Consider the following 15,269-nt stretch of genomic DNA (forward strand, 5'->3'; position numbering starts at 1 on the left):
GGACCGTATAGACCTAGAATCATCAATCTTCGGATTTACAACTCCACAAGGGAAACGGCCAATAGCCAAATTTTATATCGAAGACTATCTCCTGGAGAATTTACAGGGACGGCCTAATTTTCTCATCATTAGATTATCAGATCATTGGATCATCATAACTTTCTCGCCACAAAGCGGATCATAGACGCCGGTCCCTGGTGACCGGTCCCTTCCTGCAGTACAACTTCCGTTTTTTCCAGTCGTACAAATTCCAGGCCGGCAAATTCCGAGCGGATTTCCGCTTCCGAAAAAAGCATTTCCGCGTTCTGCGGCCCTCCGGAATTGTACTGCTTCTGGTATTCCAGTTGCTCCTTACTGTAGGATTCGAAGATCACCCAGCCGCCGGGTTTGAGGAAAGTCAGTAATTTTTGGTGGATCTCCGGGCGATGACTGGCCCCGAAGTTAGCAAAGATGAGTCCAAGAGCATCAAAATGCCCGGTGGGATACGTAACCTCTTCCGCCTGGATCACCTGATAGTCCAGACTGACCCCGTTCTCGGAAGCCCAGTCCAGGGCTTTACGGCGGCCGACTTCACTCAGATCAAAGGCCGATACTTCCCAGCCCTGACGGGCGGCAAAAACCCCGTTGCGTCCCTCCCCTTCGGCCGGCATCAATATTCGGCCCGGAGTAAGTGCGGTCAGTTGTTCCTGAAAAAATTGGTTGGGCTGGTGGCCGTAAACGTAGGCTTCGCTCTCGTAGCGTTCGTCCCAGAAGGTTTTCGGATATTTCATGGTGAGAAATTGAAGTATTGGAAATTAGAACTCTAACATCCAACACCTCAATATCCGCATAGTTGCATCCTTACCGTCCCTTGGTGAAACGGATCTGCTCTCTCCGCTGGCCGCCCTCGGCCAGGAGGTAGTACACGCCGGGAGCCAGCTTACTAATATCGGCGCTGAGCCGGCTGCCGTCGAGTTGCAGCAGTTGTTTGCCGTGCTGATCCAGGATCCGTAGGTCTACACTTTCTCCGAAACCGCCGAGGGTCCAGCGCAGGCGGTTGCCCACCGGATTGGGAAAGACTTTCAGACCGGCCGGACGCTCCGTGTTGATCTCCAGTCCCCGTACCCGGGCACCCGAGCAATGATAAGGATCCTGCCCCGCGTCGTAGATCAGACCGGAAGCCGAAACGTCATCCACACAGAAATTGACCGTTACGCCCCCTTTGGCAGTAGCGGTGGTCTGAATGACCGTTACGCCCTGCGCATTGGTCGTACCGGATGCGCTTTCGTTGTAGGTGCCGGAAAATGTCCCCGAAACCAGCGCGCCGCCTACCGGATTACCCAGATTATCGACAACCGTCACCGTTGCGGAGCCGTATTTGTTGCCCTGACCGGCACTGATCGTACCCGTTACGACGCTCGATACTTCCACGTGGGTAGCGGAGCCGGTAGCGTTTCCGGTCACCGATACGCCGGCGGAAGTGGTGCTGGCATTTTCGTTGTCGGTAGCCACTGCGGTCAAAGTAGTGGTCCCCAGGGGAACGGTCCAGTTGATGCTGTAGGGCGCACTATTATCCGTGCCGATGGCATTACCGTCCGCCAGGAAAGTCACCTGACTTACTGTTCCGTCGGCATCGGATGCGGTTGCTTCAATGGTGATGGATGCACCCTGATCGTAGCCGGAACCATCAGCCGGAGCCGTAATGCTGACCGTTGGTGGGATATTGGCCCCACCGCCGTCTGCCGTGTAGCTGTCGAGATTATCAAAGTAATACGTATCCCCGGTAAAGGAATTGGAATCGAACAGCAGGATCATACTGATGATGTCGTTATCCGCTGCTCCCTGATCGGGCCGGTCCAGCAGGTCGAAGGCCAGTCGGTGCCAGTTGTTGGTCTCCGTAATTGTCGCCACGTAGCGGCTGTGCCGCCCGGTCGGATAGTTGGTGGAAGTCGCCGTGGAGGTTTCCAGTTGCAGCAGGATCTCCGTGCCGACGGGCGCATCGGTATAGACGTCGGCGTAGAACTTTTTCTGTTTCTCACTGTACTGCGATCCGTCGGTTATGTTGGTTACGGAATAAACCAGTACATCGTACTGTTCGGCCGAATTACGGGTATACTGACCGGAAAGTGCCGAACCATTGACGGCATTGGCCGCCGGATTGCTCACTTCGTTGAGCGTGCCGGTGGAAAAAGTATAGGTAGCCGTGGCCGGATCGTCGAAATTCTCGAAGGAAAATTCGTAGACAAAAGCCGGTTCCACTTCCACCGCAATGGCCAGATCGTACACGGTACAACCATCGTTGATCGTGGCGCTGACCGGTCCGCTCGCCGAACCGAAATCCACCGTGACCTCGCTGGTTCCCTGACCGCTTACGATCGTAGCTCCCGATGGGACGGACCAGTTGATACTAGTCCCGCCGCCGGTATTACCGATGGTATACACCACTCCGGATGCCTGATTCTCTACTACCGGATCGCCGGCAATATAGGGTTTAAAACCATCCAGAACCCGCACGTAGTCCACTTCCATGGTAGCGGGGAAAATAGCGTCGTCTACGGGGCCGCCCAGGTTACCACCCACCGCTACGTTTAGCAGGAAATGAAAATCCTGATCGAACGGCCAGTTGTAAGGGGCCACATCGGCTGGAGTCTTGGTGGAAAATAAGATCCCGTCCATAAACCAGCGGATCTCACCGGGCTCCCATTCAACAGCAAACTCGTGGAAGGCATCCGGATAGGCTCCGTCGATAAAATAGCTGTTGCCCTGAAATTGATTGTTGGGATAGGGATCGCCGTAGTGGATCGTGCCCAGGATCTCATCCGGGCGGGCACCGACAAATTCCATGATGTCGAGCTCACCGCTCTGCGGCCAGCCGCCGTAGGGTTCGTTGGTGGAAAGCATCCAGAAAGCCGGCCACAGTCCCATACCGGCGGGTAGTTTGATACGGGCCTCGTAGCGGCCGGTATTACTCACTTCGCCGTAGGTGAAATCGCCCTTGCCTTTGGTGTTGATACGACCGGAGGTGTATTTCGATCCCCGGTAATTTTCTTTGGCCGCGGTGATCTTCAGCGTGCCGTTATTCACACTCACCTGATCTTCCTGGTAATACTGAAGTTCATTGTTTCCCCAGCCGCAGATCCCGATATCGCAGCCGGTACCGGTCTGATAATTCCATTTGGATTGGTCGAGGGAAGTTCCCGAGAATTCGTCGGACCATACCACGTTCGGGCACTGGCTATGGCCGTATTGGTGCATTAGGATCGCACCGAGGATAAGGATCGCTCGCAATAGTCGTTGCATACTAGTCTTCTGTATTTGAAATAAAAAATAATTAGATTAATTTTTATTCAAATATAAAAATTAAACACAACAACTTACCCTAATAAAATTTGGAAATAGATTTAGGATGCGCTATTCCGCACCAGCTGGTAATAAAAGCGGATACTATTCTCCAGATCCGCGACGGTCACCCGTTCGTTCAATCCGTGAAAGGACTGGATATTATCCGGGTTGACCCGGAGCGGACGGAAACGAAAAATATGATCGGTCAGTTCCGCAAAATAACGGGAATCCGTACCGCCAACCAGCAGGTGGGGGGCAACGACCACTTCCCGGAAGATCTCCCGCACGCTCCGGCAGACCATCTCGTAGGCCTCCGATTCCACATCGGACACCTTGGATGGATCCGATGCACCGTCCTGGGCCTGGATCCGGATGCGGTCGTCATCGAGCGTTTTCCGTACGTAGGCGATGGCCGATTCTACGGTCTCTCCCGGAATGATCCGGAGATTGATATTGGCCGAAGCTACTTTCGGAATGACGTTTTCCTTGATGCCGCTGGAAAAGATCGTGGGCACCATGGTGGTCCGGATATTGGCCTTACCCTGCGGGATCTGACTGAGGCCCTGCAGGATCAGCGGTTCCAGCACATCGGCATTCGTAAAAGCGAATTTCATGGCCAGGGTGGATTCCGGGCCCAAATAGTCAAAAAATAATTTGAGGGGTTCGCTGATCCGCGCCGGGAATGGGTTGGCGCGCAGCCGGGCCAGTCCGGCGGTCAGTACATCGATCGAATTGGTGCCCAGCGGTATGGAGGAATGCCCCCCGGAAAGGGACGTGGACAATTCCAGGTTCAGATATCCTTTCTCAGCAATACCGACCAGCGCAACTTCCTTTTCGACGCCCGGAATAATGCCCTCGGTAATGGCCCCGCCTTCATCCAGGATGTAATCGAAGCGCACGCCCCGCTCCTGCAGGTAGGCGGCCATGGAAGAGGCTCCGCGCGAACCGCCTTTCTCTTCGTCGTGGCTCAGTGCCACGTAAATATCCCGACGGGGTCGATAACCTTCCTGCAACAACTGTTCGAAAGTTTCCAGAATGGCAATACCGGCGGTTTTATCATCAATTGCCCCCCGGCCCCAGATCGTATCGGCGACAATTGCGCCCGAGTAGGGAGGCTGCCGCCAGTTGTGGATCGTGGCCGGTTCCACCGGTACGACATCGTAATGGGACATCAGCAGAATGGGATCCCGCTCGTCACCGCTGCCTTTCCAGTGGTAGAGGTAGCTAAAATCGTTGAAAGTCTTTTTTTCCAAAAGAGAATCTACCAGGGGATAGTTACGGGAAATAAAGTCCGCATACCGCTGAAAAGCCGTAGAATCGAAGCGGCTTTCCTCGCCAAAACTGATGGTCGGGATACTAATGGCTTCCGCCAGATGTCGTTTGGCTTCGGGGGATATTTCGGGAATAGACACGGCCGGGTAGTCCTTCTGCCGCGACGGACTGGTCATGGACCGGAACAAGAGCAACATCAGGAAAAGTGTAATTAAAACCGTTATACCAATAAAAATTCTCTTCATCTTATTATTAGGATGAGTCAAGCCAATCAGGAATTAATTTGCCTTTAGACCCAAAATACAGGCAGCAAAATGACCATTTCCTGGCTTAGCGTGCCGCCGTAGGTAAAACCATATTTCGTACCTACGGCACGCTGAACCTCCCGGATTATTGGATGGGCTTCCTATATCTCGTCCCTACGTGACTTTTAACTCCTGATTCGCATGAGTCTTGTTTCAACTCGTTAGCTAAATGATTTATTTATAAGGGGCCGAAGGCTTTCAACAGGAGTGACTATTCGCCGGCGGGCTGATTACCCGGCCGGATCACACCAAAACCCGGTCTGTTTACCTGGCCGGGTAAATTGCGGGTTCCCTACTGAGCAACCCGGTTCACCTTATGTCTGGAGGGTTTTATCGGAATTTGCGCCACCTTCGTTTTACGGAAAGAAGCCAGAAGGAAAATCCGGAATATATCCGAAGTTCTCTCGCTGGACCACTACGAAGCTGCCAACGATCCTTTTAGTCTTTACCACCACCCGTTTTTCAACGATCAGGGCCCGCCCCACTACGCTATCCGACTCGAGGTGATCCAGGATGTCCTCCTAAATCACTTCGGTCGTTCTATTATTAATAATCGGATGTAGCGCCGCTTTGTTTAGTAGCGACGCCAGGAAGTGACGGCTAAGCCGATTTAATTCATTAGCGTGCGGCTGCCGGTGGTCTTCAGGCGTGTTCCAGATAGGTTGAAAGTTTGGCGGGACAGGAGCCGATCTCTTCCAGAGATAATACCCGGGTCGTTTCCAGCGGCAGTTCGGCGTTCTCGTAGGCAACGATGGTCAGCATCTGCCCATCCAGCGGAAAGAGGATCTCCCGTTGGGCCAGCATCTGCTGGAGATCGCGACTGATCTGTTGCAATTCTTCTTCCGGCAGCGCATCGGGTTTGATCTTTCCCAGCACCAGATAGCAGTCGTTATCGCGATAACCGTCCTTGTGCCACTTATGACAAAGATGATAGGCCTCAAAAGACCTGCGCAACTGGTAAAAACTATCGGTATAGACCAGCTTACCGGCCATCCTACCGGCCGGCCAACCCACCACCACCGCAGTGGTCCCCTGAAAGGAAAAACTTCTGGAGTAAGGGTGATCTCCCCGACTGAGAAAACCGTAGTCCTGCCCGGAACGATAACCTCCCATGCGGATCTTCAGCTTCGGCGGTCTTTTCATCAGGTGGCTCAGGAAACCGGTAAAATCAACCGGCCGGAGCGCTTCCCGGTTCTCCCGGTACCAGCGGCTGTAGCATTTCAGCCCATCCGTTATGCATTCCAGACCGATGACGGTAGCGTGTACCTGATCCATTTGGTAGGGGCGGAAGAAACGCCCCAGGCGAAGTTGCAATTGGGATTGCAGATCCGTGACCAGCCGACGAAGCGAGGCTGGTTTGTTTCCATAGTATGCGACTAGCGAAAGCTGCATTTGTTGAAGGTGTAAAGAATGAACGATGTAGTGATCTCAGGGATTGTTCCAACCTGATGCCCGGCGGCAGATCATCCTTTTCACACCATAGTAGCGGACAGGATGAATACAACTTCCAGCATCAAACTTTCAGTAATTCCCGGTTGGAAAATACCATCATAGTATTCTTACAGCTCCGTCCTTTAGTTTATGGAATGGAATTTACACTTTTTGCGGCTTAAGGCCTAATATTTTAACCTGGCGGATCTACCGTTAGCGCACCCGGAGGATATATTCCTGCAAATTCCTCGAAAACCGTTCATCTAACCCCGCTAATTGGCCTGCACATTAAAGGTATGGGCACCGATCAGTTGCATGGTTTCCCCGGACGCTTCCTGTTTGCGGATCACGCTGGACATCAGTCGGAACCAGTCAAAGCTGTTGGGATCGGTGGTTTCGTCCCGGGGGAATTGTTGCTTTTCAATGGGAATGCGGGTCGCCAGAAAATCCACCATGGCGCCTTTCAGGAAGCGCTCCCGGTATTCCCGGCTGGTGGAGTTGACCGGGAACAGAAAACGGATCCCTTTTTCCTGGGAGATCGCCAGCACCACCTTTTTACCCTCGGGGGCTTCCAGTACGAAGTTCTTTTCCTCTTCCGGCAGGGTCATTCGCTGGAGCTGGGTTTCCTGCACGATCCGGGTCTGCCGCAGCACGTAACCCGTCAGGTAGGTTTCGTACCCCTGAAAGACCTCGTACATTTTGGACAGGATCTCAAAGGTCTTCGAATCAGAAAACAGCTTTTCGTCCTTCGTCGGCCACCACATAGCGTAGGTGCCGCCGATCACCGCGTTGTTCTCTACCCGCAGATCAGCCAGCTGAAAAGGTTCGATGATCTTTTTGGGCTGGTACCCGTCGTAGATGGGAATGGAACTGAAATAGATCAGATTGGGGTAAGCCGTTTTTTCGACGTGATTGACCAGGTCTTTGTATTTCAGCAGATCTTCCTCGTTATAGATGAAATAGATCGAGTATTTTTCCTCGCCCATACTGACCACCACCGGTACCGTCAGGGCGCCTTCTTCCAGCAGCGTTACGTACATCACTTTCCATTCGCATTTCTGGTTTCTCGCCTTGGCGATCTTTTCCAGGGCGGCAATGGCCAGGATGCCGTCCACCCGGATCTTACCGGATATCCCCAACTCGATCTCACCGAGTCCGAATTCATTCGAATTGGTCAAAAAATTATTCTGCTTGCTGGTAGCTGATTTACCGGAAGAGGCTACCGGTGCGGATTTTTTACCGAAGATCTTTTTAAAAAAACTCATGTCTGGATCAGAGAATTGCGCCTGAGGGAGATCATCAATCGATTGGAGCGGTTTACCGGCCGGGACTTACGAAGGCATTATTAAGTCCGGGCCTTCCAGGGTTTCAGATCATCATCAGAGCGGTTAATAAATCTACACCGCGGCGCTATGGGTCAGGAAAGTTGTTGAACAGGATTTCCCGTTTATACCATTCCGGGCGCAATGCCCGGCCCGCAAGAACGCGCGTGTTTCGTTTTCGCAGAACAAGATAAAGAAGGTTTTAGATTTTGGGTCAAAACGCAGGAAGTTTCCCGATAAAAAAAGCGTGGGTTTCCGATCTGATTACCGGAAACCCCACGATCTTTCGGCTTTGCCTGGGCAAAATTTTACTGATCCAGCAGGCGTTTGCCCAGAGCCGCTACCGTTTGTAGGGGGTTATTGAAATCAAAGTTAAAGCGCAGGTCCATCTGCTTGCCCATCCATTCCAGGTTCATATCCATATCGACGGCTCCACCGCTGAGGGAACCGAGCTGACCGGCAAAATTCGCCCGGCGGACATTTATCAGCGCCTTGGTACCCTTCTCAATGATGAAAGTGGCCGCTTTGCCGGTAGCGCCCAGGGTGATCTTCAGGCCCTCCAGGGTGATCTTGGCCGCTTCCAGCGTACCCAGCGCACTGACCTTACTGGCGATCAGACTGGCTACTTTCGGATGAATATCCGGGTTGGTGTTCATGTGGCCCAGGCCTTCGAGTATCTTTTTGTATCCCTCAAGAGCCGTCCAGGCTACTCCACGGGCCGTATACAGACTGGCGATCTGGGTCCGGATCACGCCGCGTTCGGCTACCTGCCAGGCCTTATCTTTTTCCTTGAGTTCCCGCTTTTTCGCACGAATGGATTTATCCAGACTGTTCACTTTTTTCTGAGCGTTGGTCACATCCCGGCGGGCAGCATCGTATTTGGCTTTCTTGCGGTTCATATCCTTGCGTACGATTGCCCGTTGCTGATTGATCAACCCATCCAACTCGTTGACCTTTGATTGCGCCTGGGTGATCTTGCCCTGTGCGGCACTCAACTTCTTAATCGCCTCTCCTACTTCGTTCTCGATAAAACTGGTCACTTCCCGGTTCAAAAAGCCGAACAGGTCCTGCTGCATTTGTACGGATGTTTCAATAGACCCCAGACGTTCGAGGTCCGCGGCGCTGGCCATAATGCTACCGTTGAATACATTGAATACCTTTCCGCCCAGATCAAAACGGAAGCCGTTGGGCAATACCTCTACCTCGGTCTCCGCCTGCATGCCCAGCATGGATACCAGGCCGTTCAGGGCTACTTTCGGTTCTTTATTCATCCGCAGGTCGATCACAAAGCCAGGTCGTTCGTTGTTGCCGGCTCCCGTCAGTTTGAAGGGGCCCAGATCAATCGGATCCACCTCTCCCTGCGCCAGCATCCCGTTCTCATAATCGATCTCCACATTCCCAAAGCCGTTGATGCCCATGATGTCGACATTACCGCCCATCCGAAAACCGGGCTCGTAGGACTTTTCCAGTACCCGCAGTGGTTGCGGTACAAATTCCAGATGCACATCATTGAAGCGGATACTGCGAAGTACCTCTTTCATTTCGTCCGGCAATTTGCGCATTACCCGGGGATCAATTACCGATTCCATTATATCCGACACATAGAGCTGACTGATCTCGGCACTGAGCATACTTTTGGCGGGGTCCCTGGTATCGAAAGCCAGGGCCGAAGAGCCCGAAAATCGACCTACTTTGATCTCTCCGCTAAACGCCATATTCGGCAGGATGGCGGCACCGCCGAAACTTCCGCCCAGTTGCAGACCGACTTTGCTCATCACCAGGCCTTTCGCGCCCAGCGGGTTGTTCCAGTTGTCGTCCATAACGGACATAAAACTCAGCGTCTGCGTACTCATCGCCAGATCCATTCCCCCCTTGAAGACCAGGTCATCCCGGCTTACCTGGGCGTCCACTACGCCCACCAGTGCGATAGAAAAATTGTTAGGAGCCGGTTGCAGGCGAAACAGCACATTGCTCATTTTGGTGGTGGGTCCGATGGGAACATCTACATCGATCGCCGACTCCAGCACGACATCGGCCAGGTAATCCCCCAGGGGCGAACTCACCACCAGTTCTTTGGCCCGTAGCAGGTGTTCCAGTCGAAGCTTGGTCAGGTCCAGGCGGGCCAGCAGGTTGGCGCCCCGCTTGATCGCGGCGCTCATCTGGGCCAGACTCGGGATCTTACTACTTTCTTTTTTGTCCTTATCCTCCGAGGTCAGCACGATCTTTTGGCCGGATAGATCAATAGCATCGAGGCTTTTCAGGCGGTCATTCAGACTGGACAGTTTGAACCCGGCCGGTGGGGAGATCACCACCACATAATCCATTTTTTTATCCGACTCTACTGCATTTTGCATCCATGCATCTACAGTACCGAGATTTGACTGGGCAACGATATTGGCCTGCTTCCGGTAAGGCAGGACGCTGAGCGTACCTTCCTCCAACTGCAGATCAATGACCGCATCGGGAAGCGAGATGCCCTGGAAAGCCGATTGTCCGGCAATGGCCTGCAGGGAGCTTTTCAAGCCGACATTGGCCAGACGGCTGCGCAGCGTGAGGGCCTCTCGCTGTTGCCCCAGTTCGGCCTCCAGATCCACCGGAGTGCTTCCCAGAAAACTCCGTCCATTCAGAATACCTTTTACCCGGCGCTGCTTTTTATCCGTCGGATGGTCTACCTGAAACCGCAGGGCGATCTGTTGCAGGGGAAAATTATTGCCGGGTAGCAGGTGCCACTTGACCGGGCTGCGGAATCCGAGATGCAGGGCGGCGATCTGTTTATCGGTCTTACTCACCGAAAATCCGAATTGCTGCAGGTAAACGGCCCGGCCGAGCGCGGCTGGTACCAGTTCCGCCAACGATCCTCCCGTAAGGCGACCGATGGCACTCTCCCGGATACTCAATTCGGCGCGCTCGGGAAATTCCAGCGTAAAATCACCTATCGCCGAGCTTTCCGTGTAAGCTGCCCTAAAGTGTACTCCCGTTACGCCGAAGAAAGTTCCCTGCCCGGTGATCTCCCGGTTTCCGGTATTGACATCTACTTTTTCCAGAGAAAAGCTCCGCTGATCCATAATCGCGGCGAGCTGATCCTGCAGGATCAGTTTCCAGTCGTTCGCTCCGGGCGTAGTGGCGGACGTACTCAGGTGCACAAGCAGGAAAAGGAAAAAAGGGCCGATAGTTTTCATGATCACTGGTGTTTTGAATTTCAGGATGAATATCGAATACCTTCACAAATTGCCCAAAAAGATAGAAACCGAATAAAACTTATGTTGCAGGGGCTTGCAATCATGTTATTAACTTTGAATATCAATTAATTACAAATTAAAATTTTAATTTATTCTTAAATCAAATTAACCATAATTGTGATTTTACAAGTCATGGAGTCTGGCCTAAAATAAGTATTTTGCTAGGGCGGCAAGCCCAAAACCAGGATTTTTTCCGCTGCAAATCGCCGGGAATTTCCACCGGGCCGCGCAAAAATTATAGCTACCCGGGCAACCCTTTTGTCAGAAAGGTCAGTCTGGGGAATAAAAAAGTATGAAGATCGCTCTCTTTGCATTTCTGGCCGGCTGCATCACCTTGTGCGCCTGCAGCAAAACCGAAACAACCGAACTGATCATCCCCGCTACCGGACCTTATCTGCAGGCTACGGTAGACGGTATCGCCATTTCGTTTTCCAACTTTATCTATTCCGGCTGCGAAGAACCCGATCGTTTCGGCTACCGGGTCATCACCCCGGAGGGTGCTTCCGAACCGGCAACGGATCATTTATTCTTTCGCTCCACCACGCCAGATGGCTCGGCCCAAATTGCAATTAGCCTCAAACAGATCTTCCTGTGGCGGGGCGACTTCCCCGTTACGATGGAATCCAAAAAGATAGGGGGTGACCTCATCCGTATGGAGTACAGCCAACGCGACGAGACGGGTGACCTGCTGCGGTGGGACCTGGATAACCGCCTCGGCCAACTCGTGATCGAATCCTGGGATGAAGACGGCTGGCTCAGTGGTTCTTTCACGGCCGAACTGAGATCCTCCGACGGTTTGCAGGTAAAACGGCTGGAGGGCGGAAGATTCCGCATCCCGGTCACCACCGTCACCGGAGAACCGCAATAGTACATTAAAAGAATAAGCAGTATAAACTTGACCGGCAAACAGGATAACGACCAGCGACCGAATTCCGCTGAACTGGAGGAGATCCTCAGCGGTTGCAGGGCCGAAGACAGTCGGGCACAAAAGCAGCTTTACGAGCGCTATTATGCCTACGGGATCGCTGTGTGCCTGCATTACGGCTCGAACCGGGAGGAAGCAGAGGAAATGCTGCACAATGGATTTATTCGCGTATTCGAGAATATCGGGCAGTACCGGGGAGACAGCAGTTTCAAATCCTGGTTCCGGACGGTGATCGTGCGTTCGGCCATCACGTACTACAATCGGGTACAGAAGCGGAAAAACCGCTTCACGCTCATTCGTCGGCAATGGCGGCAGGAAGAGGACAAAAATCTGGCGCTGAAGATCCTGGAGGAAGAAGACGTTTACCTGTTGCTGCAACTGCTGACGCCGTCCTACCGGATGGCGCTCAGCCTGTTCTATCTGGAAGCCTATACCCACCGCGAGATTGCCGAACTGCTGCGTATCTCCGAAGGGACCTCAAAATCAAATTTATTCAAAGCCAAAAGAAAGCTGGCCGAACTGATCGAAGCGCATTATCCCCGCGAGTACGAATGCTTTAAAGACTGAGTTATGGAAAATGTGGAACGCATCCTGAAACAAAGTGACCGGCAACTCCGGTCATTCCCGGTCGATGAGCACCGCTGGCAGCGCCTGCAGGCAAGTCTGCGGGCCAGAAAGCGCCGACGGCAATTCCGGCATTGGGTCAAACGCATGCTTCCCCTGTTATTACTGCTCTTTTTATTGGTGGTAACGGGCCATTATTTTCGTTCCGGAGCGGCTGGTAAGGAACCACTGGTTCTGTCGGCTTTTCCGATCGACCTGTCCGGAGCGGGAAATGACGGTAGGCCGGAAGCGCCGCTGTCGGATCACCAAAATGCCGGGCCATTGATAGCCGCATCAGAGGAAAATGCGTTGGAATCTTTGAACATCCAGGCAAAAGATCAAACGTCCATTGCCCAATCCGGCAGCAAGCAACAGGCGCGCATTAGCGAGGGAAAACTGATCCAAACTAACCAACCGCCGGAGCCTCCACAGATCAGCGGGCTGTCCCCAAGCTTAACGCCGCAACAGGAGGTAGAACCAATGCGTATTGAACCAAAGGGAAATAGGACATTGATGCCGGCACTCTCTCTATTGACCCGATCCGTAGAATTACTACCGTCCACCCCTCCCCAGCTCGAACCGAAAGACCTACCTCCACCCCGCAGGCGGAAATGGGTCATCGGTATTTCCACCGGCCTGATCCGGGGACAACAGACGCTGGCCCCGGCCCGGTATCTGGACGAACAGACCTATTCCGGCCAGTTGGTGAGTACCCAAATAAATGGTCTGGATCTGTACGAATTGGACGCGATCCGGCGGCAACAGATCGAGATCGGTCGTTCTTTATCGCTGCAGGTACAGTGCCTGATCTCGGATCGTCTGTCGATCGCGCTCAGTTTGCACCAATGGCGCTTCCGCTATCGGGGCCAGTCGCAAGCTGATCAAAATGTGCCGGGCAATATCTTCACGCAGCGTATCACGCTACAGCAGCAGCACTGGCTATCCGGCATCGGCCTGCGATACCGGCTGCTCGATTGGGGGCGCTGGCAATTCCAGCTTGGCAGCTATACCCTGCTTACTTTATCGAATCGATCCGAATCCCATCTGGAGTATTGGCAGAACCAGCAACGGATCGGTACGGAAACGCTCATCAGAAATACTCCCTGGGAACACTCTATGCGGATCCAGGTCGACGGGCAATTGACTTACCGACTGACGCCCAACTGGCAGCTCGGTCTGGGCGGCGGATGCCTGCTGGACAGTCCGCTACTCCCCTATTTGGATCTGCGTTTACAGGTCCGGCTCTGACGACCAAAACGAGCCGGAACCTTATTGCCGGATCCGCTCTAATTCTCCTAACAGTTCCGCAACTACCTCGGGCCTTTCCAGGTAGAGGTTTGTGGTTTCCAGTGGGTCTTCCGCCAAATTGTAGAGTTGGCCGGTGGGTCCGCCCGGTTCCGGTTCTACCGTCCGGGGTAAGGTAAAGCCCCCCGAGCCGAGTTGTTCCATCAGTTTCCAATTTCCTTTGCGGATGGCAAAATGGCCGCTGCCGGAATGGTGGATCACGGCCTGTTCCGGACCTGCTTCTTCGGCCTCCCCCATCAGCACGGGCCAGATACTGTAGCTATCCTCACCGGTATCGGTGCCCAGGGAAGTATCCAGCAGATCGGCGCAGGTAGCGATCAGGTTGGTCAGGGTAGTCGTGTGGGTGCTTTGGCTGCCGGCCTGCACCCGGCCCGGCCAGCGGACCACAAAAGGTACCCGGTGCCCTCCTTCAAAAATATCGGATTTCATACCCCGGAGATCTCCGGCCGCCCGGTGATCGAATTCCTCGATCTTATCCTCCCGCCAGAAGGGACCGTTATCGCTGGTGAAGATCAGCAGCGTATTGTCGGCCACCCCGGCGGATTCCAGGGCCGCCATGATCCGCCCAACGGTCGCATCGACCATTTGCACAAAATCACCGTAATCTCCCGCCTGGGAGCTTTCCACGAATTCGCCCTTGGCCACCCAGGGCGTATGGGGCGCAGCGAGTGGGAAGTACAGGAAAAACGGATCCGCCGTGCCGGATTGTTCTCGGATAAACCCTTCTGCCTTTTCCGTGAAGGTCGGCAGGACCTCTTCAAATTTAAAATCCGGAGACATCCGGCCCGCCCGCCAGAAAGCGCCGTAATAGCCCATATCCAGGTCGTTGCCCTCCGTGTGGCCGTCGGGAATACTCAGCAGGGTATCATTTTCCAGAAAGCAATAGGGAGGCATGTCCAGGGAGGCCGGCAGCACAAAGCTATAATCGAAGCCATGATCCAGCGGCCCGTCGGTCGGGGGCTCGGAAAAATCCAGCCAGTCGGAGTTCATTTCCTGCACTACTCCTCCCGCACTTATGGAGGCCGTCTGTGGATTGATCGAATCCCGATAATTTTCCTGGATCACCCAATCGATCCCCAGGTGCCATTTACCCACCACACCGGTAGTGTAACCGTTTTCCTGCAACAGATCTGCAACCGTCGAACGCCCGGATTCCAGCAATGCCCGACCGTAGCCCCGCAGCACGCCCTGTGGCAGCCGACTCCGCCAGCAGTATCGTCCCGTCAGGATCCCGTAGCGGGTAGGCGTACACACGGAGGAAGGGGAATGCGCATCCGTGAACCGCATCCCCTGACTGACCAGGCGATCGATATTGGGCGTCAGGAGCTTGGAGTCCGGATTGTAAGCGGCAACGTCTCCGTAGCCCAGATCATCCGCGAGGATATAGACGATATTGGGCCGGTCGGCGGCCTCAGTCTGTTCTTCGCTGGTGCAGGAAAGACCGGTGAATAGCAGCAGCAAGGGTAAAAAATAGGTGAACCTTTTAGTCATTATGTGCAGGTTATTGAAGAGCAATTCGCCCATTAAGGCCCCAGTGGAACAAACC

The 15,269-nt window shown here is 53.6% G+C and carries 10 protein-coding genes; 3 read left to right on the forward strand and 7 right to left on the reverse strand.

Annotated elements, in window-relative coordinates:
* Positions 1 to 152 precede the first annotated feature (152 nt).
* The 6 genes from CRP01_RS01910 to CRP01_RS01935 form a co-directional block, all read right to left on the reverse strand.
* On the reverse strand, positions 153 to 770 hold the full coding sequence (locus CRP01_RS01910; protein ID WP_099148303.1) for a class I SAM-dependent methyltransferase: 618 nt from the start codon (positions 768 to 770) through the stop codon (positions 153 to 155).
* Between the two features lie 70 nt (positions 771 to 840).
* Positions 841 to 3,279 (reverse strand): Ig-like domain-containing protein, encoded by a 2,439-nt coding sequence (locus CRP01_RS01915; protein ID WP_099148304.1) that lies wholly within the window; start codon positions 3,277 to 3,279, stop codon positions 841 to 843.
* Between the two features lie 101 nt (positions 3,280 to 3,380).
* On the reverse strand, positions 3,381 to 4,838 hold the full coding sequence (locus tag CRP01_RS01920; protein WP_099148305.1) for a M20 family peptidase: 1,458 nt from the start codon (positions 4,836 to 4,838) through the stop codon (positions 3,381 to 3,383).
* 702 nt (positions 4,839 to 5,540) lie between these two features.
* On the reverse strand, positions 5,541 to 6,290 hold the full coding sequence (locus tag CRP01_RS01925) for a hypothetical protein (RefSeq protein WP_143473231.1): 750 nt from the start codon (positions 6,288 to 6,290) through the stop codon (positions 5,541 to 5,543).
* A 311-nt stretch (positions 6,291 to 6,601) separates the two neighbouring features.
* Entirely contained in the window at positions 6,602 to 7,594 is a 993-nt protein-coding gene (locus tag CRP01_RS01930) for a hypothetical protein (protein WP_099148307.1), read from the reverse strand.
* A 365-nt stretch (positions 7,595 to 7,959) separates the two neighbouring features.
* Complete coding sequence (locus CRP01_RS01935; RefSeq protein WP_099148308.1) at positions 7,960 to 10,830, reverse strand: coiled-coil domain-containing protein; 2,871 nt, start codon at positions 10,828 to 10,830, stop codon at positions 7,960 to 7,962.
* Positions 10,831 to 11,182: 352 nt separating this feature from the next.
* On the opposite strand from CRP01_RS01935, the gene CRP01_RS01940 reads away from it, so the two are divergent.
* Genes CRP01_RS01940 through CRP01_RS01950 form a run of 3 tightly spaced genes read left to right on the forward strand, consistent with a single transcriptional unit; the run spans position 11,183 to position 13,666 of the window.
* A complete protein-coding gene (locus CRP01_RS01940; RefSeq protein ID WP_099148309.1) occupies positions 11,183 to 11,758 on the forward strand; it encodes a hypothetical protein in 576 nt (191 codons plus the stop codon).
* A 27-nt stretch (positions 11,759 to 11,785) separates the two neighbouring features.
* The gene (locus tag CRP01_RS01945; RefSeq protein ID WP_170110181.1) at positions 11,786 to 12,382 is read left to right on the forward strand and encodes an RNA polymerase sigma factor; all 597 of its coding nucleotides are present in this window, start codon (positions 11,786 to 11,788) and stop codon (positions 12,380 to 12,382) included.
* Positions 12,383 to 12,385: 3 nt separating this feature from the next.
* Positions 12,386 to 13,666, forward strand: a complete 1,281-nt coding sequence (locus CRP01_RS01950; RefSeq protein ID WP_099148311.1) for a TonB-dependent receptor — start codon at positions 12,386 to 12,388, stop codon at positions 13,664 to 13,666.
* Positions 13,667 to 13,687: 21 nt separating this feature from the next.
* Here CRP01_RS01950 and CRP01_RS01955 read toward each other — a convergent pair whose 3' ends face one another.
* On the reverse strand, positions 13,688 to 15,214 hold the full coding sequence (locus CRP01_RS01955; RefSeq protein WP_099148312.1) for a sulfatase family protein: 1,527 nt from the start codon (positions 15,212 to 15,214) through the stop codon (positions 13,688 to 13,690).
* Between the last annotated feature and the right edge of the window lie 55 nt (positions 15,215 to 15,269).

The organism is Flavilitoribacter nigricans DSM 23189 = NBRC 102662, from assembly GCF_002646595.1.
Lineage (GTDB): Bacteria > Bacteroidota > Bacteroidia > Chitinophagales > Saprospiraceae > Flavilitoribacter > Flavilitoribacter nigricans.

Bases quoted from the DNA above. Each gene is read 5' to 3' on its own strand.
- CRP01_RS01955 (WP_099148312.1), bottom strand. From the start codon at position 15,214: ATGACTAAAAGGTTCACCTATTTTTTACCCTTGCTGCTGCTATTCACC.
- CRP01_RS01920 (WP_099148305.1), bottom strand. From the start codon at position 4,838: ATGAAGAGAATTTTTATTGGTATAACGGTTTTAATTACACTTTTCCTG.
- CRP01_RS01925 (WP_143473231.1), bottom strand. From the start codon at position 6,290: ATGCAGCTTTCGCTAGTCGCATACTATGGAAACAAACCAGCCTCGCTT.
- CRP01_RS01935 (WP_099148308.1), bottom strand. From the start codon at position 10,830: ATGAAAACTATCGGCCCTTTTTTCCTTTTCCTGCTTGTGCACCTGAGT.
- CRP01_RS01940 (WP_099148309.1), top strand. From the start codon at position 11,183: ATGAAGATCGCTCTCTTTGCATTTCTGGCCGGCTGCATCACCTTGTGC.
- CRP01_RS01930 (WP_099148307.1), bottom strand. From the start codon at position 7,594: ATGAGTTTTTTTAAAAAGATCTTCGGTAAAAAATCCGCACCGGTAGCC.
- CRP01_RS01910 (WP_099148303.1), bottom strand. From the start codon at position 770: ATGAAATATCCGAAAACCTTCTGGGACGAACGCTACGAGAGCGAAGCC.
- CRP01_RS01915 (WP_099148304.1), bottom strand. From the start codon at position 3,279: ATGCAACGACTATTGCGAGCGATCCTTATCCTCGGTGCGATCCTAATG.
- CRP01_RS01950 (WP_099148311.1), top strand. From the start codon at position 12,386: ATGGAAAATGTGGAACGCATCCTGAAACAAAGTGACCGGCAACTCCGG.